The following is a 23,784-nucleotide window of genomic DNA, read 5'->3' as shown; positions in this document are numbered from 1 at the left end:
AAGATGAAAGGCAAAAGCAACGTGATACAGGATCTCTCCACCCATTGGGATCTTCTGCAGGACGTGCACGACTCGGGAGAACGGCTGGGGCTGCCGTCCGGAGCGCTCGACCACACCGAGGTCGGTCCGCAGCTGTCCGAATGGCAACCGCTGGAACGCCTCGAGCACCTGCAACTCGCCCTGAGCGATCATCCGTACTGGGGGCGCGAACTGCGTTCCTTCAACAACGCGCCGTGGTGGTATCGCAAGCGGTTCGACCTCATCGAAACGGGCGAACGGGTCACCCTCAGATTCAGCAACGTCGATTACTACGCACGAGTCTGGCTGAACGGACAGTATCTCGGGGAGCACGAGGGGTACTCATCTTCCTTCTCCTACGACGTGACCGACATCGTTCGCGAGGATGAGCCGAACACCCTGCTGGTGAAGGTATGGTCCCCCTGGGACGACGAAGTGATCGCCGGCGGCGATGCCGCGACGCGCACGCACCGCATCACGCGTCATCTCGTCAAGGGCACCTACGAGCACGATGACGGACTGATCGCCCGCGACGTGAACCCTGTCGGAATCTATGGCACGGTCACGCTGGACGCCGAAACCGGCCTGGCCATCGGCATCCCCCGGATCGCCTACGATCTGGACAGTACCGGCAGGTCCGTGACAGTCCGTATCGCCGTGCCCGTAGCGGGCGCGACCTCGGGCCGGATCCATGTCTTGGTGCGCGATGCGAGTTCCGGGCACGAAGTCGGCAGCACCGCCGAGGACTTCTCCGATCTGGGCGGATCCGCCGACGCTGAGCTGGAACTGACCGCCTCCGGCATCACACCGTGGAACACCTGGGATCGCGGTGAGCCTGCTCTGTACGACATCATCGTGAGCGCTGCCGGCACGTCCCGCGTCGTGCGGACGGGCTTCCGCACGATCGATATCGACAGAGATCCCGAGACGACCCAGCTGGTCCTCAACGGTCAGCCCCTGTACGTGCGCGGAACGTCCTACTTCCCCGACGTGTATGTGTCGGCGATGAGCCGGGAGCGCTACCTGCGCGATCTGCTCGCCGTCCGCGAGGCGGGATTCAACCTGGTACGGGTCCACGTGCACGTCGAGCAAGGCGTGTTCTACGAGTTGTGCGATGAACTCGGGCTGGCCGTCATGCAGGACTCGGAGTTCAACTGGACTCATCCCGCGGATGAGGCCTGGGCGGAACGCCTGGTCCGGATCTACCTCGAAACCGTGCGCGAGCTCGACCGTCACCCGTCAGTGGTCACCTGGATCTGCCTGAATGAGCCCGGCGTCCTCGATGGCGACCGCACAGGAGGAGATGCGATGGCGGTGAGCCCTGGTCCCGCGCTGCTGAAGGCTGTGCGCGCGGCCGATCCCAGCCGGCCGGTGATCAAAGGCTCGTTCTGCCTCGATGACCCCAATAGCGGAGACAGCCATAACTATCTCGGTTCCCTCGAGGGCGGAGCCGACAACTACACCGTGATCGATGGCAGCACGGAGAAGCTGAACACCGAATATGGGTTCGACGCCCCCGGCATTGCGATCAATCTCCGGCGGGAACCCCGGATCTACGATCGGCTCAGGCCCATGCTCGACCAGCTCGCCGACATCCAGGACTACCAGTACCGTCTGATCAAGTACTACACAGAGCATTACCGCGCTCAGCGAGGCCGCCCGAATTGGGGGTACATCCAGTTCATGTTCATCGATCTCTCGCCGCAGAGCTTCTACGGCGTGTACGACTGGTGGGGCATGCCCAAACCGAGCCTGCGCGCCCTCCGCGAGAGCAACCAGCCGACCGCGGTCATCCTGGAACGGACCGCACTCGAGGCGACGGGGATCCTTCTCGTGAACGACACGAAAGAGGACTTCGGAGGGGTGCAGGTCTCGTACACCGTGACGGTCGACGGCGGGACGACACGGGATGTCGTGGCCGAGGCGGATCTGACGGGGGACGCGATCGTGCGCGTATGCGACCTCGACCTCGACTCCGATCTCGGTGCACGCGTCGACGTTCGCCTCGCGGTGCGCTGCATACGCGATGGTCGCCTCGTTGCGGCGAACCGCTACGACGACGTGTTCCGGCACCCCGCTCACGTGCCGGGACATCCCGATCGCATGAGCCACGAACTCGGCATGCGCGTATACGGCGGGTGATGAGATTCACGGCAGAGAGGGCAGGCGCTGACGGCGCCTGCCCTCTCTGGCGCTCGATGGTCGCCTGAGCGCTCGGTGCGATCACGGCACGTCACCCGCGGTCGATGAACCGCTCGGACGCTCCCGCTATCGACGCAGGAATTCCTCCGTCGCGGACAGGGCACGCCGATCGCGCAGCGTGCCGATATGGTCGACGCCCGGGAGCTCCACGAACACGCTCCCCGTGATCAGCTCGTGGGCGCGTCGGCTCGCCTGCCAGCGGGGGTCGTCCGAATCGCCCGCGACGAGGAGCGTCGGCGCCATGATGCCCGCGACCTCCGCCTCGGTCAGGCCGGGGTCGTCGTCGATCGCTTCCAGCAGGGCGCCGAACGCGGCCGGATCGTTCTGTCGCAGCGCGTGCGAGGTGGCCGGGTCCAGCACGACGCCGCGGACGCGCGACCAGCTCTCCAGGAAACCGGTCATGTCGCCGGTTCGGAGCGCCTCCCGGCATCCCGGGAAGAAGAACGCGTCAGCGCTCCCCGGCGGAAGCGCGAAAGTGCCCGCCAACGTGACGAAGCTGAGGACCCGCTCGGGGCGGGTCGCGGCGAGGGCGAACCCCACTCGGGCTCCCAGCGAGTACCCGACCACGTGCGCCGCGGGGATCCGCAGCGCGTCGAGCACGGCGACGACGTCCTCAGACATCGCCGCGGCGGAATAGGCACCCGCGTTCGGCGGCTTCGAACTGCGCCCGTGGCCCCGCAGATCCACCGCCACGGTCCGAAAATCGGCGAGCCGTTTCAGGTACCCCCCTCCCCGCCACACCGCCGACGATAGCCCCGACCCGTGCAGGAGGACCACCGTCTCGCCGTCACCGGCTTCACGGAACGAGAGCAGCGGCTGCGCGGAAGCCTCAGGCACCTTCTTCCCCGTTCCGTGAGTCATGCGGGCTTCATCATCGCACTCCGGCAACGCCTAACCGCGCTCGGGCAGGGAGACTTCCAGTTTCCGGCTCGGGGTGCCCGAGTAGCGGATGTTCGTCGCGCGCACGGATCCGCCGTTCACATAGAGCTTGATCTCCTGTCCCGGCCGGCGCCCCATCCGCGAGCTGAGCGCGACGTCGTCGACGTAGAGCACGCTGATGTCGCCGTCGACGACGAGCGAGATCGTGTGCTCGACGCCAGCGGTCAGATCCACCGGCCGGTACAGGCCGCGGTTCTGCAGCAGGAACCAGGGGTAGTTGGGCATCAGATCGAACCGGACCTGGCGATCCCCCGTGCTGAAGTGATAGACGTAACCGAGGTCGTCTTCACTGCTCTCGTAGAACTTGATCCCGAAGGCGTAGGTGGCGGGGCCGGGCGTCACCGTCATATCAAGCCGGAAGCACTCTGATGACTCGGCGACGATCGTCGCCTCCGCATACCCGTCGGCGCGCTCCAGTTCAACGGGCTCCCGTTCTTCGGCCGGGCCGTCGAACGCCTCCTGGAGGACCGGCGCCGCAGCGACCCCGAGGCTGCCGTCGGCGCGCTGCACGACCTCGTGGACCACGAGATTCCCACCCCAGATCCAGGCGCCGAGGTCATCGCCGTCCTTGCGCGTCGGATTCCATCCGAACAGCAGGCGCCGTCCCTCCACCTCGATGGTCCGCGCCGCGTAGAACGCCCGCCCGTCGAAGCTGTCGTCGGCCGGGGCGAGCCACGGCCCCTCGAGGCTGCGCGCCATGCGGTAGCGCGTGCGGCGCTCGTCGTCGTACTCCGAGTAGAGCAGGTACCACCAGTCCCCGACCCGGAACAGATCGGGCATCTGCAGCAGGTGGTGGAAGTCCGGCGACCAGAACACGCCCTGATACTCCCAGTGCATCAGATCCGCAGATCGGAACTCCAGCAGGCAACCCCGCCGGATCCGCGGTCCCTCACCGTGCCTGCCCGCGACCAGCATGCGGTAGACGGCCAGTTCCTCGTCGAAGACCACGACAGGATCGCGGAAGTAGTCCTTGTCGAACCCTTCGGGAGTATGGAAACCGTATTCGGGGTGCTTCTCCCAGGTGATGCCGTCCGCGCTGCGCGCGATCATCATCTTCTCCGCCGGGGTCTCCGTGTGCTCGAAGTCGCGGTTCGCCCCGGTGTAGAACGCCCAGAACGCGTCGTCCGCATGGATCACGGATCCGGCATAGAGCCACTGCTCCTGATCATCGTGCGCACCGCGCTCGAGCACCTCGCCGAAATCCGTGCCGTTGAGCAGATCCCTCGTCTTCAGCAGCGACCATCCGAAGGGCTCCCCGTCGGGGAACGCCGCCGGCTGCCGGCGGTCGCACTGGTAATAGACGTAGAACTCGCCCTCGTGATAGCAGGGCATCGGGTCGCCGACCCATCCCCCATCCGGCCGGTAGAACAGCTGGTTCTCCGACGCCACTCGGCTCTCGACTGTTGTCACTGCGTCACTCCTTCGTTGCGCCGTCGGCCAGGCCGGCGACGAGATAGCGGTTCAAGAACATGTAGACCACCAGCGCGGGCAGCACACTGACGGTGATCGCGGCGAACATCGGACCCCAGTTGATCAGGCCCTCGGATCCGATGAAGTTGTTGAGCCCGAGCACCAGGGTCTGTCGCGCCTGCGACCGGATGAAGGTGTAGGCGAACAGATACTCGTTCCAGGCGAAGATCGCCCGCAGCACGCCGACCGTGATGAGGATGTTCCGCGAGAGCGGCAGCACCACCGTCCAGAAGATGCGCGTCGGCCCTGCACCGTCGATGACCGCGGCCTCCAGCACACCGCGATCGAGGCCCCGGAAGAACGGCACCATCAGGAAGACCGAGAAGGGCATCCCGAACGCCACCATCGGAATGATGACAGTCCAGACCGTGTCGAGCATGTGCAGCTGGGAATAGATCAGGAACAACGGCAGCAGCACGACCTGGTACGGGATCATGAGACCGAGGGTCAGGATCCAGTCCAGCGCTTTACGTCCCCGGAACTGCGCCTGTGCGAGCGGGTACGCGACCATGGCGGACAGCAGCACAGTCGCGATCACCGTGATCACCGTGATGATCAGGCTGTTGCCGAAGAATGCGCCGAACCCGGCCTGGAACACCGCGGCATAGTTGGGGAAGTAGGGGAAGGCCGCCTTCTGATCGCCCAGAGGCGGCTGGAGGCTCCCGATCATCGTGTAGATGAGCGGGGTCACGAAACCGGCGAGGGCGAGCACCGCGATGATGCCGATGATCGCCGTGGCCAGGCGCTTGCGGGTTCGAGCGCCGCGGTAGCGCACTGCTGGCGTGGGAGCGAGTGTCGTCGTCATGCGATGGACTTCCGGTCCGTTGCGGCTCGAACCACGAAGCCGAACACGAGGCACATCACGACGATGAGGATCGCGATCGCGCTGCCGTAGCCGTAGTCCTGGCTGTTGAACAGTTGCTTGTACATGTAGATCGACTGCACCTCGGACGAATTGATCGGCCCGCCTGACGTCAGCAGCCAGGGGATGTCATAGGAGCGCAGCACGTGGTTGAGGACGAGGAACGCGACGGTACCGATGATGGGGCGGATGTAGGGGATCTCGATCGACCAGAACGTCCGCGCCGCCCCGGCTCCGTCGATCTTGGCCGCCTCGCGCAGCGAGTCCGGAACGTTCAGCAGCGCCGCATACAGGATCAGCATGTAGGTCGGGATATTGGCGAAGCTGTCCACGAAGGTCACCAGGGCCAGCGACGTCTGCGGGTTCGTGAGCCACTCCAAATGCGCCCAGGACGGGTCGAACCAGCTCAGCACGGTGTTGACGAGACCGGTCGGCTGCACGGAGAAGATCAGCTTGAACATCTGCGCCAGCGCCGCGGTCGAGATCACGATCGGGACGCAGTACACGACGATGAACGTCTGACGGAAACGGTGGATGCGGGTGAGCAGGTAGGCCAGCAGCAGGCCACCGCCGACGATCAGGATCATCTCCCCCACCGTCATCACCAGCGTGCGCAGCACGGCCTGGCCGAGCTCCGCATCGCGGAACATCCGCAGATAGTTCGCCAGCCCGACGAAGGCCGGGTCGCTCAGCCCGTCCCACTTCAGGAGTGAGTAGTAGGCCGACATCCCGATGGGGACAAGGGCCGAGAAGAAGTAGATCAGCAGGCCCGGAATCAGGAACCAGAGGATCGTCCGCTTCCGCGCGAACAGATTGTCCATGTGTGTTGTCTTTCGAGCTCGTGGTGTCTCGCGGTGCGGCGCATTCGTGCACCGCACCGCGAGAAGGGTTCATCGCCGCTATTGCGCCATCGCGGTATCGATGCTGGAAAGGAACTCCGAGGGACTGATCGCGCCAGCCGCCAGCTTGTTCGCCTGATCGCCCATCGTCGTCAGGACGGCCGGCTTGAGCTTGTCGTCCCAGGAGACCCAGCCGGTCTTCTGGTCCTTGATGTCGGTGCCGATGTCGACGAGCATCTTCGGCAGCTTGTCGGCGGGGATCGGGGTGTCCAGCCAGGAGAGCAGGCCGGCCTGGTACAGGGCCTGGTCGACGTGCTTCATGTAGTAGTCGAAGAACTTCTTCAGCACCGGGTTCGACTTGTACGCGTCAGCGTTGATCCCCCAGCCCTTTCCGCCCTGCACCGGGAAGGTGCTGCCGGTGCTCTTGGACTGCGTGCCGTCGAGCGGCACTCCGAAGTAGCCGACGGTCCCGGACTCGTACTGCGCCTCGAACTTCGACGCAAACGTCGTGTTCGCGTAGGTGATCGCGCCCTGACCGCCGGCGAACGCCTCCATCACATCGCTCAGGGTCATGTTCTGGTAACCGGGAACGAAGTATCCGCCGGTGCCGAGCGTGTTCAGCAGCTTGGCGCCGTCCGCGCCGAGCGGGCCGTCCGAGAACTTCTGCTTGCCGCCGAGCACGGAGGTGATGAACTTCCCGCCTGACGTCGTCCATGACGGGAATGCCAGGAAACGCAGCAGCATCACGCTGTCGGCGCCTCGCATCACGTAGGGCGTGACCCCGTTGTCCTTCAGCTTCTGGCAGACCGCGACGAATTCGTCCCAGGTCTTGGGCACGGACAATCCGTACTTGGCGAAGATGTCCTTGCGGTACAGGAACATCTCGCCGGCCCGGTACGCCGGAATCATGTAGAGGTTCCCGTCCGGGGACGTGAAGAAGTCCTTCAGAGCGCTGTTCATCTGCGTGAGCTTGCCCATGTCGCCGAGTGCCTGCGTCATGTTGAGGATCTTGTGCTTCTTGATCAGGTCGTCGGCGATCGGGCCGTTGGCGATGCTGAAGATGTCAGGCAGCTGATCCGAGACCGCGTACGTGCGCAGCTTGTTCCAGAGGTCGTCCGTCTTCGGGATGGTCTCGTACTCCACCTTGAACTTCGGATCGACCTCCTTCTGATACATCTTCACGATCGAGTCGAAGGCCTGGAATTCGGGGGCGGCTGTTCCGGATCCGGACAGCACACGGATCGTCTCGCTTCCGGTGCCACCGCTACTGCTGCTGCCGTCGCTCGCGGAGCAGGCCAGCAGCGAGGCGCCGAGGGTCGCGGTCACCGCGAATGCGGCCACCGCGCGCCAGAGAGTCTTTCTGGCTGTGATTCTCATCGTTGAGTTCCTTCCATCATGTTTCTTGGTTCGGGTTTACCCACGCCGAAGCACCGCCCATGGCGGTCGCCCGGGGAGGACGGGAACCCCTGAGGGCCAGGGGGTTGGGGTTTCGGGTTACTCTGCGGGTCTGATCTCTCCGCTGCCGCGCGCGATGAGACGGGTGGGGATGACGTCCGTGGCCGGGGCGTCCTGGCGGCCGTCCAGCCGGTCGAAGAGTCGCGACGCGGCCAGCCGCCCGATCCGGGCAGGGTCCTGGGCGACGACGCTGATGCCCGGTTCGAGCAGGTCGGCGAGCGGGATGTCGTCGAATCCGATCAGCGCGACGGAGCGCTGCAGACTCAGTTCGCGCAGAGCCCGGATCACCCCGACCGTGATGAGGTTCTGCCCGCTGAAGATGGCGGTGGGGGGCTCGCTCCCGGTCAGGATCTCGACGGCGAGACGCTCGGCGATCTCTGCGTCATGCGCTTCCGTGATCTCGGTGGCCTCGGCGGCGGGAATCCCCGCCACGGCGAGCTCGCGGCGGAATCCCCGCACGCGTTCGTTCGTGGACTGCATCGAGGTCAGGTCACCGAGGAAGGCGATCCTGCGGTGTCCATGCTGGATCAGGTGCCGTGTCGCGGCCGCCGCACCGGAGGCGTGGTCGCTGACCACCGCGTCGGCGTCGATGCCGACCGGCGTCCGGTCGATGAAGACGGCCGGTGTCCCGAACTGCAGCTCGCTGTGCAGATAAGCCTGGTTACGAGCGACCGGAATCACGATCAGCCCGTCCACTCTCCGGCGCAGCAGGGTCTCCACGACGGGGCGCTCCTGGTCGGGCTGATCGTCGGTGCTGGAGGCGATGACGGCGACGTGCCGTTCCACGGCGGCGTTCTCGATCGCGCGATGGACTTCGGCGGCGAACGGGTTCGACACGCTGCTCACCGCGAGCCCGATGGTGTCGCTGCGCTGACCGTCACGACGCAGGCTCCCGGCCCGCGGATCCGGCCGGTAGCTCAGCCGCTCGACGGCGAGGTTCACCCGGGACTTCACCTCGTCGGAGACGCGGGGCTCGCCGTTGATCACCCGGGAGACCGTCTTCATGCTGACGCCCGAGAGCGCCGCGACGTCGCGCATCGTCGGGCGCCGCATCCCGCCGGACGCGCCGACCGGATCGGGCTCGCTGGGAATCGCCATGGTTCTCCTCGGTTGTGACAACCATGTCATCACACCGCAGTTCGAACCGTTTGTCAATCCTCCGCGCGATCTCATCCCGGATCGTCATCATCGTGAACGAGGGGAGTCACTGATAAATCCCAGATAAACTAAGATTTCCGGATCGTGGTGCTGAGAAGCCCGGAATTCACGCAAGCTGTATTCTCCGCACAGATCCGGAGAGACATCGGTGACACCGAAGTCGCAACCGGCGGGGTGCCTCAGTCCCCGCACCGCGCACGCCGAACCACCATCGCTCGTCGTCCGTGAGCGAGAGCAGGATCGTGCGCTATCGCGTCGAGCAAGATGTCATCGAACGCTGGGGCCACGACCTCATCGAGGCGGTCAACCGCTGAAACTCCGCGTCAGAGGTACCGGCGCAGGAACTCGCCGGCTCCCACGGCTCCCAGCTCGCGCCGGTCCGCGGCGAGCGCGGCGGCGACGCCGTCATCCTCGAGCAGCCGGTCGAGCATCGGGGTCGCACCCTCGGCTTCAGCGCTCTGGGCCGGCTTCGCCGTCATCCACGCCGTCACGATAGACAGCGCCGCACGAGGCATCCGCCCCGCAGCGATCGACTCCTCGAGCACCGGCAGCACGAATGTCGCCATGCGGTTGATCGAGTCGGTGCCGAGTCGTTCCAGGGTGTCGGCGATCGCCGGGTTCGAAAAGCGCACCAGCAGTGTCGCCTGGTACTCGTCGAGGTCGATACCGGGAACCGGGGCGAGGGTCATTCGCGCCTCGGCCATGTACGCGCGCAGCAGGCCCTGCACGAGCGGGTCGCTCGCGGTCTCGTGCGCGTAGGTGTGGCCGAGGAGCATCCCGAAATACGCCAGCGCCTGATGGCTGGCGTTGAGCAGGCGCAGCTTCATGAGCTCGTAGGGGCGGACGTCGTCGACGACCTGCACACCAGCCTTCTCCAGCGACGGGCGCCCGTCGGTGAAGCGGTCCTCCAGCACCCACTGGGCGAAGGGCTCTGCGACCACCGGCCAGGCATCGTCGACGCCGAACCGGTCTCGCAGCAGCGCCCGGTCCTCCTCGGTCGTGGTCGGGGTGATCCGATCGACCATCGAACAGGGGAACGCGACCTTCTGCTCGATCCAGGCCGCGAGTTCCTCGTTCCGGTTTCGGGCGCACTCGATGACGACGCGGGCCGCGATCCTGCCGTTGTCCTGCAGGTTGTCGCACGACATCACGGTGAACGGCGCCGCGCCGGCATCCCGCCGCCTCGCAAGAGCGTCGACGATCAGCGAGAACGCGCTGGGAGCGGACGGATCCTCGATCTCGGGCAGCACATATCCGCCCTCCGTGATCGTGAGCGAGACGATCCGCGTGACCGGATCCGCCAGCCGATCGACGACGGCCGAAGGATTCTCGGGCGCGAACAGATAGTCGACGACGGATCCGATCACCTGCGCATGCACGCCGCCATCCGGCGCCTTCAGCACGAGCGTGTACAGGTGGTCCTGACCCGCCAGCGCATCGCGCATCCGCACATCCGACGGCAGCACCCCGACGCCGCAGATCCCGCCATCGGTCTCCCCCGCTGCGAGCAGCCGGTCCAGGTACATGGCCTGATGCGCCCGGTGGAAGTTGCCCAGCCCGAAGTGCACGATCGAGGCCTTTTCCGGATCCCGCGCGTACTCGGGACGCGGCAGCGTGGTCGCCTCGGCAAGGGGAACGACGGTCATGACAACGGCCTTTCTCATCGGCGCGCGGGCGGGATCGTCCGTCGCTCGCACACCGATCTAACCAGACCTGACCCGCGTCTCGCCGCTGCATTGCGCGACGAGGACGGTCCCCGATCCCTGCGATCGCCAAGATCCGAGTCGTGTCGTCGCGCCTCGCATGAACCGATCGCTCACGCGGACGCCACGCCGGGTGCGGCCTCCGCAGTGGCCGGCGCGGCCGCCGGCTGCCCCTGATCGCGGAAATGCCCATGAGCCGCACTCCGTGTTCCTCGAGGATCCGAACATCGGCGTGATCGTGCTCGGCGCGAACGATGCTCTGTCCGCGCGGGATTCCCAGATGGTGTGCCTCATCGTGGATTCGGAGCGCGATACCGACCGGGTCTCGCGCTATCTCAGCGGCGGCTTCGTCGACGGCGCGATCGTGGTCTCGGCCCGCAATCGCGATCCGACCCTGTCGGTGATCGAACGGCTGGCGTTGCCCGCGGCTTTCGTCGGGCATCCCCCGGGTATCACCGCCCCTTTCGTCGGCGTCGACAATCGCGGTGCGTCGGCGGCGATCACCGGTCGGCTCATGCAGACCGGGCGCCGGCGCATCGGCATGATCCCCGCCGCTCTCGACCGCGACTCCGGAGCCGACCGGCTCGCAGGGTTCCGCGAGGCGCTCGGCATTGCCTACGACCCCGAGCTCGTCGTCTCCGTTCCGCTGTACTCGTTCAACGACGGCGCCGACTGGATGCGCACGCTGCTCCAGCGCGAGCCGGCGATCGACGGTGTGGTCGCGTCTTCTGATGCCGTCGCCGCCGGAGCTGTGCAGACTCTCCTTGAGGCGGGTCGCAGTGTCCCCGAAGATGTCGGCATCGTGGGCTTCGACGACAGCTCCTGGGCTACCCGCACAGTGCCGGCGCTCTCGACCGTCCGTCAGCCCGCAGCGGACCTCGGCCGCGCTGCTGCGGAGGCCGTACTGGAACAGATAGGAACGGGCGACACGACGGTCGGCGGCCTCGTCCTGGAAACGCCGATCATCTGGCGCGCGTCGACCGGCGACGCCGTGCCCGCCGCCTGATCGGACGGCTCCGCCGCTGAACCACGCCGGATCAGTCGGAATACGCCCGTACGAGGAATCGCAGGGCCGACCCTCCCTGGGTCAGAGGCGCGATGGCGGCGTTGAAGTCGGCGTTCGCGGGATCATCGAGGTGCGCCTGGAATGCCGCCTCATCGGCGTATCTTTCGATCACGACGACGGTCAGCGGGTCATCCCGATCGGTGAAGACCTCGAAGCGCTCGGTGCCCGCGGCCGACCGCACGTGCTCGCCGTAGGCGACCAACAATCGCAGCAGCATCTCCCCCGCATCACTGGCTCGGAGGGGGATCGTCGCGATCAGCTCGACAGGGTTCACGTCGTCACTCAATCCTTCTGTTCGCCGGATGCACCTCGCATACGAAGCTCGGTAGGAATCCGGGTGACGGTTCAGGGCGATTGGTCCCCCGCGATTCTACGCAGCGACAGCAACGCCGCGTGGATGCGATGGGCGCACGAGTCTCTGCACGGCGAGGTACGGTCGGCGCCGTGGCACGCGCGGGAGCGGCGGCCGGCCTGTCGCGACACGACAGGCCGGCCGAAGGACGTCAGTTCCGGACCGCGCTCACCCTGACATCCAGCACGAGATCCTGCCCGGGCTCGATGTCCTCGACCGCTCGCACGACGACACGCCCGAACTCGTCGAGGATCGCGGACTGGTACCGGCCGTTCTCGCCGTTGACGCGGATGTCCTCGACAACGCAACCGACCGGAACGGGAGCTTCGAGCGTCACCGTGAGAGTGGACTCCGCGTTGTTCCGAAGTCGTGTCTGGACATGATGCTCGATGGTGTCATAGGCCACGTCGATGGAGCCGGTGAGGAAAGGCAGACGGTCCCAACGGGCGGAACGCCAGGGCATGGCCGGTGAAAACACCACGCTCTTCGAATCCGCGTGGCGCCGCACTCCGAAGATGTCGTGCACGAAACGCTGAACGAACGCCCCCGCGCACCACCCGCATTTGCCCAGCCCCCGCTTGACATGGGAAGAGTCGGGGTTCCTGTGTGACAGAGGCCACCACCACAGCGATCCGTCGAGGTCGGTCAGACGACGGATGTCCTCGAGCGGCGAGAGAAGATCTGCCTCGCTCGAGGCACTCGCCAGCTTGTGGATGTACGCGGGGAACGTGACGCCGTTGTAGTCGTCCCAGTCCCAGAAGGTGACGCCACCTGCGCCCTCGTCGTAGTAGGGGTTCGCCGCTGTGAACGCCTGTTGCGCGTGCCGCACGACTCTCGGGTCGAAACGCCCCGCGAACCCGTAGCTGGAGGCGAGCGTGAGGTCGCTCTCCTCGCCGTCATGGCCGGCGACGACAGAGCCGTCTCGGTTGACCCCCTCCACGAACGAGCGACCTGTGCCCTCGTCCACCACGCATCTCCGGTCGAGTGATTCCCGCAGATCAGCCGCGACGGCGGATAGATCCCTGGCCCGGCTCTCGTCGATGCCGAAGCGTTCGGCGTACCGGGCCAGAACGGTCAGCGCATACCACGCGAGCACGTTCGAGCCGGTGTGGAAGTCCCCGCGGGACGGCCCATCCGAGATGTAGTGCGAGGGGTACAGCTCCCCCGGCGCAGGGCGCTGGCCGAGGAGCACCCACGCGAGTTCGTCGCCGTGGTCACGCAGATGCCGCGCCCGCGTGAACACCTCGTCGGCGCCGAAGGTCTCCGCCGTGAGCCCGGCGAGCGCGACGGCGCTGGCGGCGTTCCCCAGAGAGTGCGACAGGCCGTCATCGCGAGGATCGACCTCGTTCTCCTTGCCCCACGGTGCACGGGGAAGCGCCGTCCGGGCGAGGAAATCGATGGTGCCGATCGCGTCGTCGAGATCGAACTGCGCAGAAGACATCGCGGTGTAGAAGAGATCCCGCGTCCAGACGTCGGGGATCGGCGTCGCGTTGCTTCCCCAGAACGAACCGATGCTGGATCCGTCCGCGGCATGCAAGCTGCTCTGCCGAGCCAGCTCCGCAGAACGAACGAGAAAGTCGGCGAACCAGCCGCCTCCTTCGATGCGAAGGTCCCCATAGCGGTCCGACAGGCACCGGATCCGCCGATCAACGGCCTCCAGAAGGCTCTCCGCGTCCGGCGTCGAGACGTTCTCCGGCTGATACTCGAAGGCGAACTCCGCCGCGCAGACGGCCAACCGTCCCGCCGGCACCGAGAGGGTCCGCTGAGACTCCGCGACACCATCCATCCACGCCGCGCCCAGGGATCCCTTCGTCGCGTCTCCGATCAGAGCGAGCGACACGTCGCGGTCGCGATCACTGCTGTTGTCCACCACCACCGTGCAGCGCAGGGCCGGCTCCCCCCCTGCCCACTGCTCGATGCTGAGGATCCGGCGAACGGTCAGCCCGTCTTCTCTCGTCACGAATGCAGGGACCACCTCGGACAGGAGCGTGCTGGACGTCGATGCCGCCCCTCCGACGAGAACGCCGAAGGCTCCCTCGACGTAACCGAAGTCCTTCTCGACGTAGACGCCGGGGATGGATGCCCCTTCGACGCTGCGCATGCCCTCTCCCCGCACTACGCGCCGGGCCAGACCCTGCGCATCGATCGCCGCGAGCAAGCGCCCGTCCGAGACGTCGTAGCTGAACGGGTAGTCCGATCCGCGCGCGTCCTCCGGAGGCGGGAAGAGGTCGTCGTCCCAGCCCGTGCCCGCTGCAGCGAAAAGGCTGCGGCGATCCCGCGCACCGCCCCTGGTATCGATGCCGAATGAGGTGGAGGGAACCCAGGTCTCGATGAGGCGCCGGGCGGTCTCCGGCGAGCTGGCGAGGGGTGCGTCGGCGATGGATTCTGCGATGGTCACGATTACTTGCCTCCGGTGAAGGTGATGCCCTCGACGAAGTATCTCTGGGCGAGGAAGAACAGCAGGATGATCGGGACCGTGACGAGCGCGGCAGCGGCCATCAGCAGCCCCCATTGCCCCGTGTAGGTCCCTTGGAAGGCCGCGAGGCCGAGGGCGAGAGTGAAGTTCTCCTGCGACGTCAGGTAGATGAGCGGCCCCAGGAAGTCGTTCCACGTGTTGACGAAGGTGAAGACGACGACCACGGCGATCGCGGGCTTCGAGAGGGGAAGCACGATCCTCCAGAACACCCACCACACGCTCGCACCGTCCATGTACGCGGCCTCGTCGAGCTCGTAGGGGATGGTGAGGAAGAACTGCCGCAGCAGGAAGATGTAGAAGGCCCCTCCTCCTGCCGCACCGAACCACGCGGGAACGATGAGCGGGACGAACGTGTCCAGCGCACCGACCGAACGCCACATGATGAACGTCGGGATGATCGTCACCGCATACGGCAGCAGCATGGTGCTCAAAGTGATTCCGAACGCGATATTGCGTCCGCGCCAGCGCAGCCGGGCGAAGGCGAAAGCCGCGAGTGAGCAGCTGATCACCGTCCCTGTCACGACGCCGGCTTCGATGATCAGCGTGTTGAGCAGGTAGTCGAAGAAGGGCTGGACGTCGAAGGCCTGACTGAAGTTGTCGAACTTCCAGGGATTCGGGATCCACTCCGGCGGCGAGACGAAGATCTGTCCGTCGTCCATGAATGCGCTGCGCACGAGCCAGATGAAGGGCAGCAGCGTGGGGATGCAACCGGCGATGAGGATGGCGTACAGCACCACTTTGTTCCTGCGGCGCTTTCCCGTTCTCTCCACCGGGCGAGTGGCGATCGCGCTCATCAGCGGCCTCCCGCCGTCTCGTAGTAGACCCACGATCGCGCCCAGCGGAACAGCAGGAGCGTGATCGCACCGATGATCACGAACAGGATCCAGGCGAGCGCGGAGGCGTACCCCATCTTGCTCTGTCGGAACGCCGTGTCGTAGAGGTAGTACACGAAGAACGTGCTGGCGTTGTTCGGCCCGCCGTTGGTCATCACATACGCCTGATAGAACGTCTGGAAGGACGCGATCATCACGGTGACGAGGCAGTAGAAGATGGTCGGGCTCATCATGGGCAGCGTGATCCGCGTGAAGGCGTGCCATTGATTGCCGCCGTCGACGGCGAGTGCCTCATAGAGATGCTTCGGAACACCCTGAAGCCCCGCCAGGAAGATGACCATCACATTCCCGAAGCCCCACGCGCTCATCAGGATGAGCGACGGGGTCACGGTTCCCTCGCCGTAGGTCCACTTCCACGGGGCGAGGCCGACGCCCTTGAGCACCTCGTTGAAGAGACCGAAGTCGGGATTGAACATCCAGGTCCACAAGACGGCGTTGGCGACAGCGGGCACCAGCGTCGGAAGGTAGTAGATGGTGCGGAAGAAGCCCTTTCCCCGCACGTCTGCGTTCAGCAGCAGTGCGATGCCGAACCCGAGCGCGAGGATCAGCGGCACCGAGCCGAGCGTGAAGTAGAGCGTCACCCAGAGGGACTTCACGAACAGAGGATCCTCCGTGAACAGCCGCTGGTAGTTCTGCACGCCGACGAAAGACGGGGCGAGACCGATGCTCCAGTCGGTGAAGCTGATCAGCAGAGAGGCGATCATCGGCCCGAGAGTGAAGACGACGACTCCGATGATCGCCGGGGCCGCCATCAGCCAGCCCGCTCGCGCTTCCCATCCGCGCAGCCGGCTTCGCCGGTGACCGCTCGCCCGATTGCCGGCCGCCGACGCGGTGACGGGTGCGGTGGTCAGCACCATCGTCACTTGCCCAGCATCGGGTTCGGGTACATGCCCTTGAGCAGGGGCTGGATCTGGTCGCGGAGCCCCTTGCAGACTTCCGCCGCCGTCTGGCTGCCCGAGGCGATGCGGTCGATGGCCGGGTTGAGCACCTGGGTGATGGCGTTGATGTTCCGAAGGCGCTGGCTGTAGATCGTGACCGCATTGGTCATCAGAGCGTCGATGACCGCGGTCCGGAACTCCGCAGGGTGGTTTTCGTTGTCCGTCCAGAAACGGATGTCGGCCTCATTGGTGTAGTACTTCTTCTCGAGCGGGAGCCAGAGACCGGAGGTGAACAGCTCGGTCACGTTGTGCGGATCGTTGTGGTACAGGTAGAAGTCGACGGCATCGCTGGGCTTCTTGGTGCCGTTCGCGATCACGGTCGCGCCGGACAGCTGCAGTGTGACCTGCTGCTGGTGCTTCGGCATGACGCCGATGCCGTAGTCGATCTTCTGCTTGTTCAGATTCAGCATCGCCCAGGTCCCGTCGAAGGACAGCGCCACCCGCCCTGTCCGGAAATCGGTGCTGGTGTCGGAGCCGCTCGCGCCCGGTGCCCCCTGCTGCTTGGGGTTCGGTGCGACCCGATGCTTGACGATGAGGTCTTGCAGATCCTGGAGCGCCTGGATGGCTTCGGCGCTGTCGAGGGCGTACTTCGTGCCGTCCTCGTTCGCGATGTCGCCTCCGTTGCTGCGGACGAATCCGTACCACCAGTTGAAGAAGGCCGCTGCTCCGTACTGCTTGATGTTGTTGGGGTCGAAACCCGAGTCCGACGGGTGCCGGCCCGCTTGGTCCAGCGTGAGCTTGTCCGCAGCGCTGACGAACTGGTCCCAGTTCCATGCGGAGCCGGGCACCGCCGGCGGATTCTCCAGGCCTGCCTCCTTGATCGCCTTCTTGCTGTAGTACATGAGGATCGCCGTCGTTCCGGTCTGGTTTCCGGCGCACTTGCCGTCGTCCCAGAAGTAGTACGTGCCGGGCAGACGATCCTGCAGCTGCGGGTGCTTGTCGAACTGCGGGTACAGGTTGAGGAGCTGACCTTTCTCCGCGAGGTCGTAGACCATGTAGTCGTGCATATAGGCGACGTCCGCCGGGGTGTTGCTCGCGACGAGCGTGTTCACCTTGGTGTCGTACTGGTCCCCGGACGTGAACATCGGCCGCATCGCCACGCCCGACTTCTTCTGAAAGCTGGTGAGCATCTTGCGGATGATCTCGTCCTCGTACGACGACCCCCAGTACATGAAGCTCATCCCTGCACCGCTGCTTCCCGCACCGGCACGGGAGCAGCCGGTCAGTGACATCGGAAGAAGGGCCGTGCCGACGAGACCGGCGGTTCCCAGCAGGAATCCTCGGCGGCTGAGCCGCGGCGACGTCGAGTTGTTGACAAGCATGATGCTGACCTCCGTTGGTCGTCAATGCAATGGGTCTCGACGGGGAACACGTTCGTCGAGGTAACGTTACCTCACGGTAATTGAGCCCAGAAGGATCGTCAAGAGTGTCCCTGAATTCGCGAGCGTGCGAGGTCAGATTGGCTGGAAGAGGGATCGATGTCGAGGCAGGTCAGGGATCGATACCTGAGCCGCCGTGATCAAGCGGAAATGCACCGGTTCAGAAGATGGCGGCGGTCGCGGACTGCTATCTTCGGGAGATGGGTCCGAGTTCCGATCCGACGATGCGCGACGTCGCGGCCCTCGCAGGCGTGGGCGTGATGACGGTCTCCCGCGTCGTGAACGACAACGACACGGTCGATCCTCTGCTCCGGCAGCGCGTGCTGGATGCGATCTCGAAGCTCGACTACCGGCCGAACAAGACGGCGAGCCGCATGCGCAGCTCGCAGCGGACGAGCGGAACGGTCGGCCTCTGCGTCGAGAACGTGGATCACCCCTACTCGTCGGGGATCCACCGCGGCCTGGAGGATGTGCTCCGGCCGCGGGGCTTCCTGGTCTTCTCGGCGAGTTCGGACGGCGACGCGGATACGGAACGCCGTCTGATCGACGCGTTCTGCGACCGCCGGGTGGACGGTCTGGTGATCCTGCCGGTCGGCCGGGACCATTCGTTCCTCTCGACGCGCATCGCTCGCGGGCTGGCCGTCGTCTACGTCGACCGGCCCGCACGGGCGCTCCCCGCCGATGTCGTGACGACCGAGCACGAGGCCGGCGCGTTCCTCGGAGTCAGCCACCTCCTCGAGCAGGGCCACCGGCGGATCGCCTTCATCGGACAGACGGATGTGTATCCGACATCTGTCCGGTATGCCGGATACCTTCGCGCGCTGGCGACGAAAGGTCTCCCCGCGGATCCCCGGTGGGTCGCCGCCGGGGCATGCACGCTCGACGACGCCGACGCTGCCGTGAAGGACCTCCTGACGGCCAGCGTCCCGCCGACGGCGCTCTTCACCGGCACCGACCTGCTGTCGATGGGAGCGCGGCTCGCCTTGCATGAGCTCGGGCAGGAGAACGTGATCGCGCACGTCGGTTTCGACGACTTCCAGATGGCGAACGCTCTGGTCCCCGCCCTCACGGTGTACGAGCAGAATCCGATCGCGATCGGCCGCCGGTGCGGCGAGCTCCTCCTGGAGAGGCTGGATCATCCCACCGCGCTCGAGAGTCGCTCCGTCATCATTCCCGGCGACCTGCTGATCCGCGGATCCGGCGAGATCGCGCCGTTAGTTCCGTGAGCGCCGGCGCCGGCGTCCGCCATCATGCCGAAGAGCTGTCGTCCCCGCATCGCGCGGGAACGACAGCCCTCGGATCCGGTCCGGATCAGCTCAGCGTCGTGATGGCGACCTCGCTGACCTCGGCGCGGCCGTCGACGACGTCCAGCGACACCGTCGTTCCGGCCGGGGCGTTGAACCGGGTGTTCAGCGCCACGTCGTCCACGTACAGCGTGGCGATGTCGCCGTCCACGATGAGCGCGAGCGTGTGCTCCGCACCGTCGTCGATGGACAGCGGACGGTCGAGATCGCGGTTGTCGTACTGGCCCCACGGCCAGTTCGGGAGCCGGTCGAACTCGAGCCGGCGCTCGGCGATGCGCAGCGCGAACTGGTAGCCGACCTGGCTCTCGGTGTCCTCGCCGAAGCGCAGGTTCACCCCCCGCGTGCCGGATCCGACGCGGAGCTTCAGCGTGACGAGCGCCGCCGCGGGAAGGGCCGCGTACAGCGTCTGCTCGGCGCGACCGTCGACGCGCTCCAGCGTGAAGTCGGGCACCGTGGCGACGGCGCTCTCGCTGAGGCGCGCGCGCACCCCGTCGGGGATCCTCGTGCCGAGGGTGCCGTCCTCCCGTGCGAAGATCTCGTGCACGACGAGCGTTCCACCCCACTGCCACGGCCGCGTGTCGTCGTCGCCCCAGTGCGTCGGCACCCAGCCGACCAGGTACCGGTGGGAGCCGTCGGACACCGAGCGCGCCGCGTAATAGGCGCGTCCGTCGAAGGCGTCGTCGGCCGTCGCCTCCCACGGCCCCTGCAGCGAGCGCGAGCGACGGTAGATCGTCTTGGACTTGTCGGAGTACTCGGTGACGAGGTGGTACCACCAGTCGCCCTCGCGGAACAGATCCGGCATCTCGTGCATCGTATAGAGCCCGGGCGCCCAGAAGTCGCCCTGGAACTCCCACGTCTGAAGGTCCTGGGAGGTAAAGGCGACGGTGGATCCGGTCGCCTGCGTCTTCGGTCCCGCCTTGCGGGCGCCGAGGATCATCAGGTACTCGGACTTCTCGTCATCCCAGATCACCCACGGGTCGCGCCAGTCGTCCGGGTCGTACCCCTCCTGCGGCACCACGACGGCCCGCTCGGTCTTGGTCCAGTGGATGAGATCGTCGCTCTCGGCGATCATGAGCACCTGGGACGGCTTGCCCTCGGCCTCGAAGTGATCGCGGTTGTACCCGGTGTACATGGCGACGAACGAGTCGCCGACCTTGATGACGGATCCGGCGTAGATGAACTGATCCTGGTCGTGCTCGCCGCCGCGGACGATCGCGTCGCCGAGGTCCTCGTAGGTGACGAAGTCGGTCGTGCGCGCCAGCGCCCACCCGAACGGCTCGCAATCGGGCAGCGGGCCCGGGTCGCGCAGGTCGCGCTGGTGGAACAGGTAGAACGCTCCTTTATGGTGGATCGGCATGCAGTCGCCGAACCAGGATCCGGGGTGCTGGTAGTAGACCTCGGGCATGGATTCTCCTTCGTGTGGATGGTCGGTGTCGGGTGGAGGGGGATGCGGTCAGACCTTGGCGCCGCCGAGGCTGGACGCGAAGACCCGCTGGAAGAGGAGGAACACGATCACGGTCGGCAGCGAGACGAACAGCGCCCCGGCGAGCACGACCGGCGGCCCCACCGTGCCGTAGTTCGACTGCAGGCCCGCGAGAGCTGCCATCACCGGACGGATGTTCTCGGAGTAGCTGAGCGTGATGCCGAACAGCAGTTCGTTCCACACCCAGACGAACTGGAAGATGAACGCCGCGGCGAGCGCCGACTTCGACAGCGGGAGGAAGAACCGGGTGAACACCGTCCACCAGTTCGCACCGTCCAGCTGTGCGGCCTCGTTGATCTCCGGGGGGATCGAGAGCATATGGTTGCGCATGATGAAGAACGAGAACGGCACGCAGGTCGCGACGTAGATGAGGAACAGACCCCACCGGGTGTCGTACAGGCCGGTATCGGCGAAACCGGTGAACAGCGGCCGCAGGAACGCCTGCGCCGGGAACAGCGCCCCGCAGTAGATCAGCCAGAACCAGAACGTGCGCCAGCCGCCGGGGATCGCGGAGACCGCGAAGCCCGCGAGCGCCGCCACGAGCACGGCGATGCCGCCGGCCACCACGGCATACAGCAGAGAGTTCAGCAGGGAGGGGCCGAGATTCACCGCCTGCCAGGCCAGACCGATGTTCTCGAAGAGGCTGAAGTCCTTCGGGAACCAGGACACCTCACCGGTGTACCCGGTGTTCGAGGTGAAGGCGTTGACGATGATGAGGTACGTCGGAAGGAACCAGATCACGGCGAGCACGATGATGAGCACCGAGCGCAGGGTGACGGACAGGCGAGAGGTGGTGTTCATGATCGGCCTCAATCGTTCTTCAGCTGCTTGCGCAGGTACGCGACGGAGACAGCGACCACGACGATCGTGAGGACCACGGCGATCGCGGCTCCCGATCCCGGCCGCTGCAGGATGAAGCTCTGCCAGTACATCGACACGGCGAGCGTCTCGGTCGCCCGCCCCGGGCCGCCGTTGGTGAGCACCCAGATCAGGTCGAACGACTTCAGGCCATTGGCGAGACTGATGCCCATCACCACCGCGGTGGTGCCGCGCAGCTGAGGCAGCACGATGTGGAAGAACCGCTTCACACCGTCGACTCCGTCCAGCGACGCGGCCTCGATAGTCTCCCGCGGGATCCCCTGCAGGCCGACGAGGTAGAGGATCACGGCGACGCCGGACGCCTGCCACGAGTTGGCGAGGATCAGCACGATCGTGTTGCCGGGCCACTCCAGCAGCCACGGATGCGCGAGCGCTCCCAGTCCGATGCCGCGCAGGAACGAGTTCAGCGCCCCGGAGTCCTGCAGCACGAAGTTCCACACCACGGCGACCGCCGTGCCGGACAATGCGTACGGCAGCACGATGGCCAGGCGCGCCCACTTGCCCCAGTTCACGGAGTTGGTCAGCGCCGCGATGGCAAGGCCCAGCCCGACCGGGATGATGACCGTGCCGATCAGCCAGAGCAGGGTGTTCACCAGCGACTTGATGATCACCGGATCCGACACCAGGCGCGCATAGGACGCGAACCAGTTGAACTGCGGATCGATGACGGCGTCGTCGAAGAGGCTGCGCACGACCGTCCACACGAACGGCGCGAGGCTCAGCACTCCGACGAGCAGTACGGCCGGCAGCAGGAACAGCAGCCGGGGCCGCGTGTGCATGAGGATCTCGCGCCAGCGCGGGACCCGGGCGTTCTGGTCGCGGCGATCGCGCGCGGAACGACGGCCACTGGTCACGATCGCGCGGGTCTCCTGTGAAGCGGTCATCGCGTCGCCTCCGTCCAGTACGACCATTCCGACGTCGCCTTCTGCGCGAGCGAGTCGAGGACGCCACCCACGTCACTGGGGTTCGCCATGAAGCCGCCGAGATCCTGTGTCACGCCCACCACCAGTGGGGGCGGGGACCCTTCCCAATAGCGGTTGACCACGGTCACCTTCTCCTCGCGGATCTGCGTCTGCAGGCGCTGGCTGATCTTGTCGGTCCAGGGCACTTTCGGATTCGCCGAGGATCCGGAGAGGAAGTCGCTCCAGGGCTGCTGCACGGCAGGATCCAGCCAGGACGCCATCACCGTGGCCACGTCGGTGACGTTGGGAGACTTCTGCGGCACGATGAGCCCGGCGACCTCCGTGACGACCGCGGGAGCGGTGCCGTGCACGGTGGGCATGATGAATGCGTCATAGTCCTTGCCGGAGACCATCTTCAGCTGCTGCAGGTTCTGCGAGCTCCAGCTGGCCGCCGCCGGCCACATCCCGATCTTCCTGTTCTGCAGCATGCCGGGGAAGTTGTCGCCGACAGAGTCGGCGGAGGTGTGATAGCCCTTGCGGATCATCTCCTGCCAGAGGGTCATCATCCCGTGCGCCTGCTCATCGCGGAACGAGGCCTTGTTCGCGCACAGCCGGGTGAACCAGTCGGCGTCATAGGCGGTGGAGAGCATGCTGAACCAGTTCGCCACCGGCCAGATATTGGCCTGCGTGGTCCCGATCGGGGTGATCCCCGCGCCCTTGAGCACGTCGCACACATGCAGGAACTCGTCCCAGGTCTTTGGCGGGGTCAGGTCGTGCTCGGCGAACAACTCCACGTCATAGAACATCACGTAGAAGCCCTGGATGAGCGGCAGACCGTAGACATGGTCCTTGTAGGTGAACGCCGAGCGCAGCGTATCGCTGAGCCACCCCTTCGAGACCGACGCGTCCCACGCGGTGCCGAGGTCGGCGAGCGCACCGGTGCGGGCGAGGTCCTTCATCCGGTAGCCGCTTCCCCACTTCACCAGGTCGGGCGGGTTCTTGGTCTGAAGCAGCGAGCGGATCACTTGCTCGTACGCTGACGCGTTCGGGATGGTCTGCGGGGAGATCGACCACCCGGTCTTCTTGGCAAGTTCCTTGCCGGCCGCGATGTATCCGGGGCCCCACGACGCGGCGTCGTTGAAGAACTGCAGGGCCTTGCCCTGCGTTCCCTGCGCCGCGCGGGGGTTCGCGCACGACGTCAAGCCGACGCCGAGGCCGGCCAGACCCGCCCCTATCAAGAATGTTCGACGCTGCACTGCGTGTCCTCTCCATGACTACGGTGTCAGAAATCCTGCGGTCCGTCTCCGCCGCTCTCGGCAGGCGGATACGAAAACGCTAGGGAACCGACCGCCGTAGATCCACCACCGGAACGCCGCTCTGACCCGCTAGACTCATCACGAGGGCCGTTGTCGCCAAGCGAGACATGACAGACACCGTTGTCAGAAAACCTTCGGATCCGCGTGACG

The 23,784-nt window shown here is 65.9% G+C and carries 18 protein-coding genes; 3 read left to right on the top strand and 15 right to left on the bottom strand.

Going from position 1 to position 23,784, the window contains the following annotated elements; genetic code table 11:
- Window positions 1-3: 3 nt before the first annotated feature.
- Window positions 4-2,160 (top strand): glycoside hydrolase family 2 protein, encoded by a 2,157-nt coding sequence (locus WFJ01_RS16825; RefSeq protein WP_336629752.1) that lies wholly within the window; start codon window positions 4-6, stop codon window positions 2,158-2,160.
- A 126-nt stretch (window positions 2,161-2,286) separates the two neighbouring features.
- Here the strand turns inward: WFJ01_RS16825 and WFJ01_RS16820 are convergent, their stop codons facing one another.
- The 7 genes from WFJ01_RS16820 to WFJ01_RS16790 all read right to left on the bottom strand — a co-directional run bounded on the left by WFJ01_RS16820 (window position 2,287) and on the right by WFJ01_RS16790 (window position 10,589).
- Complete coding sequence (locus WFJ01_RS16820; RefSeq protein WP_336629751.1) at window positions 2,287-3,081, bottom strand: alpha/beta fold hydrolase; 795 nt, start codon at window positions 3,079-3,081, stop codon at window positions 2,287-2,289.
- A 30-nt stretch (window positions 3,082-3,111) separates the two neighbouring features.
- Window positions 3,112-4,569, bottom strand: coding sequence for a family 43 glycosylhydrolase (locus WFJ01_RS16815; protein WP_336629750.1), 1,458 nt, complete (start codon window positions 4,567-4,569; stop codon window positions 3,112-3,114).
- Window positions 4,570-4,573: 4 nt separating this feature from the next.
- Complete coding sequence (locus WFJ01_RS16810; protein ID WP_336629749.1) at window positions 4,574-5,434, bottom strand: carbohydrate ABC transporter permease; 861 nt, start codon at window positions 5,432-5,434, stop codon at window positions 4,574-4,576.
- Complete coding sequence (locus WFJ01_RS16805; RefSeq protein ID WP_336629748.1) at window positions 5,431-6,312, bottom strand: carbohydrate ABC transporter permease; 882 nt, start codon at window positions 6,310-6,312, stop codon at window positions 5,431-5,433. Before WFJ01_RS16805 ends, WFJ01_RS16810 begins: the two co-directional genes overlap by 4 nt.
- 78 nt (window positions 6,313-6,390) lie before the next feature.
- On the bottom strand, window positions 6,391-7,671 hold the full coding sequence (locus WFJ01_RS16800; RefSeq protein WP_336629747.1) for an ABC transporter substrate-binding protein: 1,281 nt from the start codon (window positions 7,669-7,671) through the stop codon (window positions 6,391-6,393).
- Window positions 7,672-7,824: 153 nt separating this feature from the next.
- Entirely contained in the window at window positions 7,825-8,883 is a 1,059-nt protein-coding gene (locus tag WFJ01_RS16795; protein ID WP_336629746.1) for a LacI family DNA-binding transcriptional regulator, read from the bottom strand.
- Window positions 8,884-9,266: 383 nt separating this feature from the next.
- Window positions 9,267-10,589, bottom strand: a complete 1,323-nt coding sequence (locus WFJ01_RS16790) for a mannitol dehydrogenase family protein (protein ID WP_336629745.1) — start codon at window positions 10,587-10,589, stop codon at window positions 9,267-9,269.
- 262 nt (window positions 10,590-10,851) lie between these two features.
- Between WFJ01_RS16790 and WFJ01_RS16785 the strand changes: the two genes are divergently transcribed.
- Entirely contained in the window at window positions 10,852-11,652 is an 801-nt protein-coding gene (locus tag WFJ01_RS16785; protein ID WP_336629744.1) for a LacI family DNA-binding transcriptional regulator, read from the top strand.
- A 31-nt stretch (window positions 11,653-11,683) separates the two neighbouring features.
- Here the strand turns inward: WFJ01_RS16785 and WFJ01_RS16780 are convergent, their stop codons facing one another.
- The 4 genes from WFJ01_RS16780 to WFJ01_RS16765 all read right to left on the bottom strand — a co-directional run bounded on the left by WFJ01_RS16780 (window position 11,684) and on the right by WFJ01_RS16765 (window position 17,693).
- On the bottom strand, window positions 11,684-11,986 hold the full coding sequence (locus WFJ01_RS16780) for a putative quinol monooxygenase (RefSeq protein WP_336629743.1): 303 nt from the start codon (window positions 11,984-11,986) through the stop codon (window positions 11,684-11,686).
- A gap of 2,478 nt (window positions 11,987-14,464) precedes the next feature.
- Window positions 14,465-15,274, bottom strand: a complete 810-nt coding sequence (locus WFJ01_RS16775; RefSeq protein ID WP_336629742.1) for a carbohydrate ABC transporter permease — start codon at window positions 15,272-15,274, stop codon at window positions 14,465-14,467.
- 59 nt (window positions 15,275-15,333) lie between these two features.
- A complete protein-coding gene (locus WFJ01_RS16770; protein ID WP_336629787.1) occupies window positions 15,334-16,290 on the bottom strand; it encodes a carbohydrate ABC transporter permease in 957 nt (318 codons plus the stop codon).
- A gap of 2 nt (window positions 16,291-16,292) precedes the next feature.
- Window positions 16,293-17,693 (bottom strand): ABC transporter substrate-binding protein, encoded by a 1,401-nt coding sequence (locus tag WFJ01_RS16765; protein ID WP_336629741.1) that lies wholly within the window; start codon window positions 17,691-17,693, stop codon window positions 16,293-16,295.
- Between the two features lie 257 nt (window positions 17,694-17,950).
- Here WFJ01_RS16765 and WFJ01_RS16760 point away from each other — a divergent pair, with 257 nt between their 5' ends.
- Window positions 17,951-18,976, top strand: coding sequence for a LacI family DNA-binding transcriptional regulator (locus WFJ01_RS16760; protein ID WP_336629740.1), 1,026 nt, complete (start codon window positions 17,951-17,953; stop codon window positions 18,974-18,976).
- 85 nt (window positions 18,977-19,061) lie between these two features.
- Here the strand turns inward: WFJ01_RS16760 and WFJ01_RS16755 are convergent, their stop codons facing one another.
- Genes WFJ01_RS16755 through WFJ01_RS16740 form a run of 4 tightly spaced genes read right to left on the bottom strand, consistent with a single transcriptional unit; the run spans window position 19,062 to window position 23,574 of the window.
- Window positions 19,062-20,459, bottom strand: coding sequence for a glycosyl hydrolase family 32 (locus tag WFJ01_RS16755; RefSeq protein ID WP_336629739.1), 1,398 nt, complete (start codon window positions 20,457-20,459; stop codon window positions 19,062-19,064).
- Window positions 20,460-20,507: 48 nt separating this feature from the next.
- On the bottom strand, window positions 20,508-21,338 hold the full coding sequence (locus WFJ01_RS16750; protein ID WP_336629738.1) for a carbohydrate ABC transporter permease: 831 nt from the start codon (window positions 21,336-21,338) through the stop codon (window positions 20,508-20,510).
- Between the two features lie 8 nt (window positions 21,339-21,346).
- Complete coding sequence (locus WFJ01_RS16745; protein ID WP_336629737.1) at window positions 21,347-22,300, bottom strand: carbohydrate ABC transporter permease; 954 nt, start codon at window positions 22,298-22,300, stop codon at window positions 21,347-21,349.
- On the bottom strand, window positions 22,297-23,574 hold the full coding sequence (locus tag WFJ01_RS16740) for an ABC transporter substrate-binding protein (protein WP_336629736.1): 1,278 nt from the start codon (window positions 23,572-23,574) through the stop codon (window positions 22,297-22,299). Before WFJ01_RS16740 ends, WFJ01_RS16745 begins: the two co-directional genes overlap by 4 nt.
- Window positions 23,575-23,784: the final 210 nt, after the last annotated feature.

It is taken from the genome of Microbacterium sp. MMO-35 (assembly GCF_037147555.1).
Lineage (GTDB): Bacteria > Actinomycetota > Actinomycetes > Actinomycetales > Microbacteriaceae > Microbacterium.
This window is presented reverse-complemented; position numbering and strand designations above follow the sequence as displayed.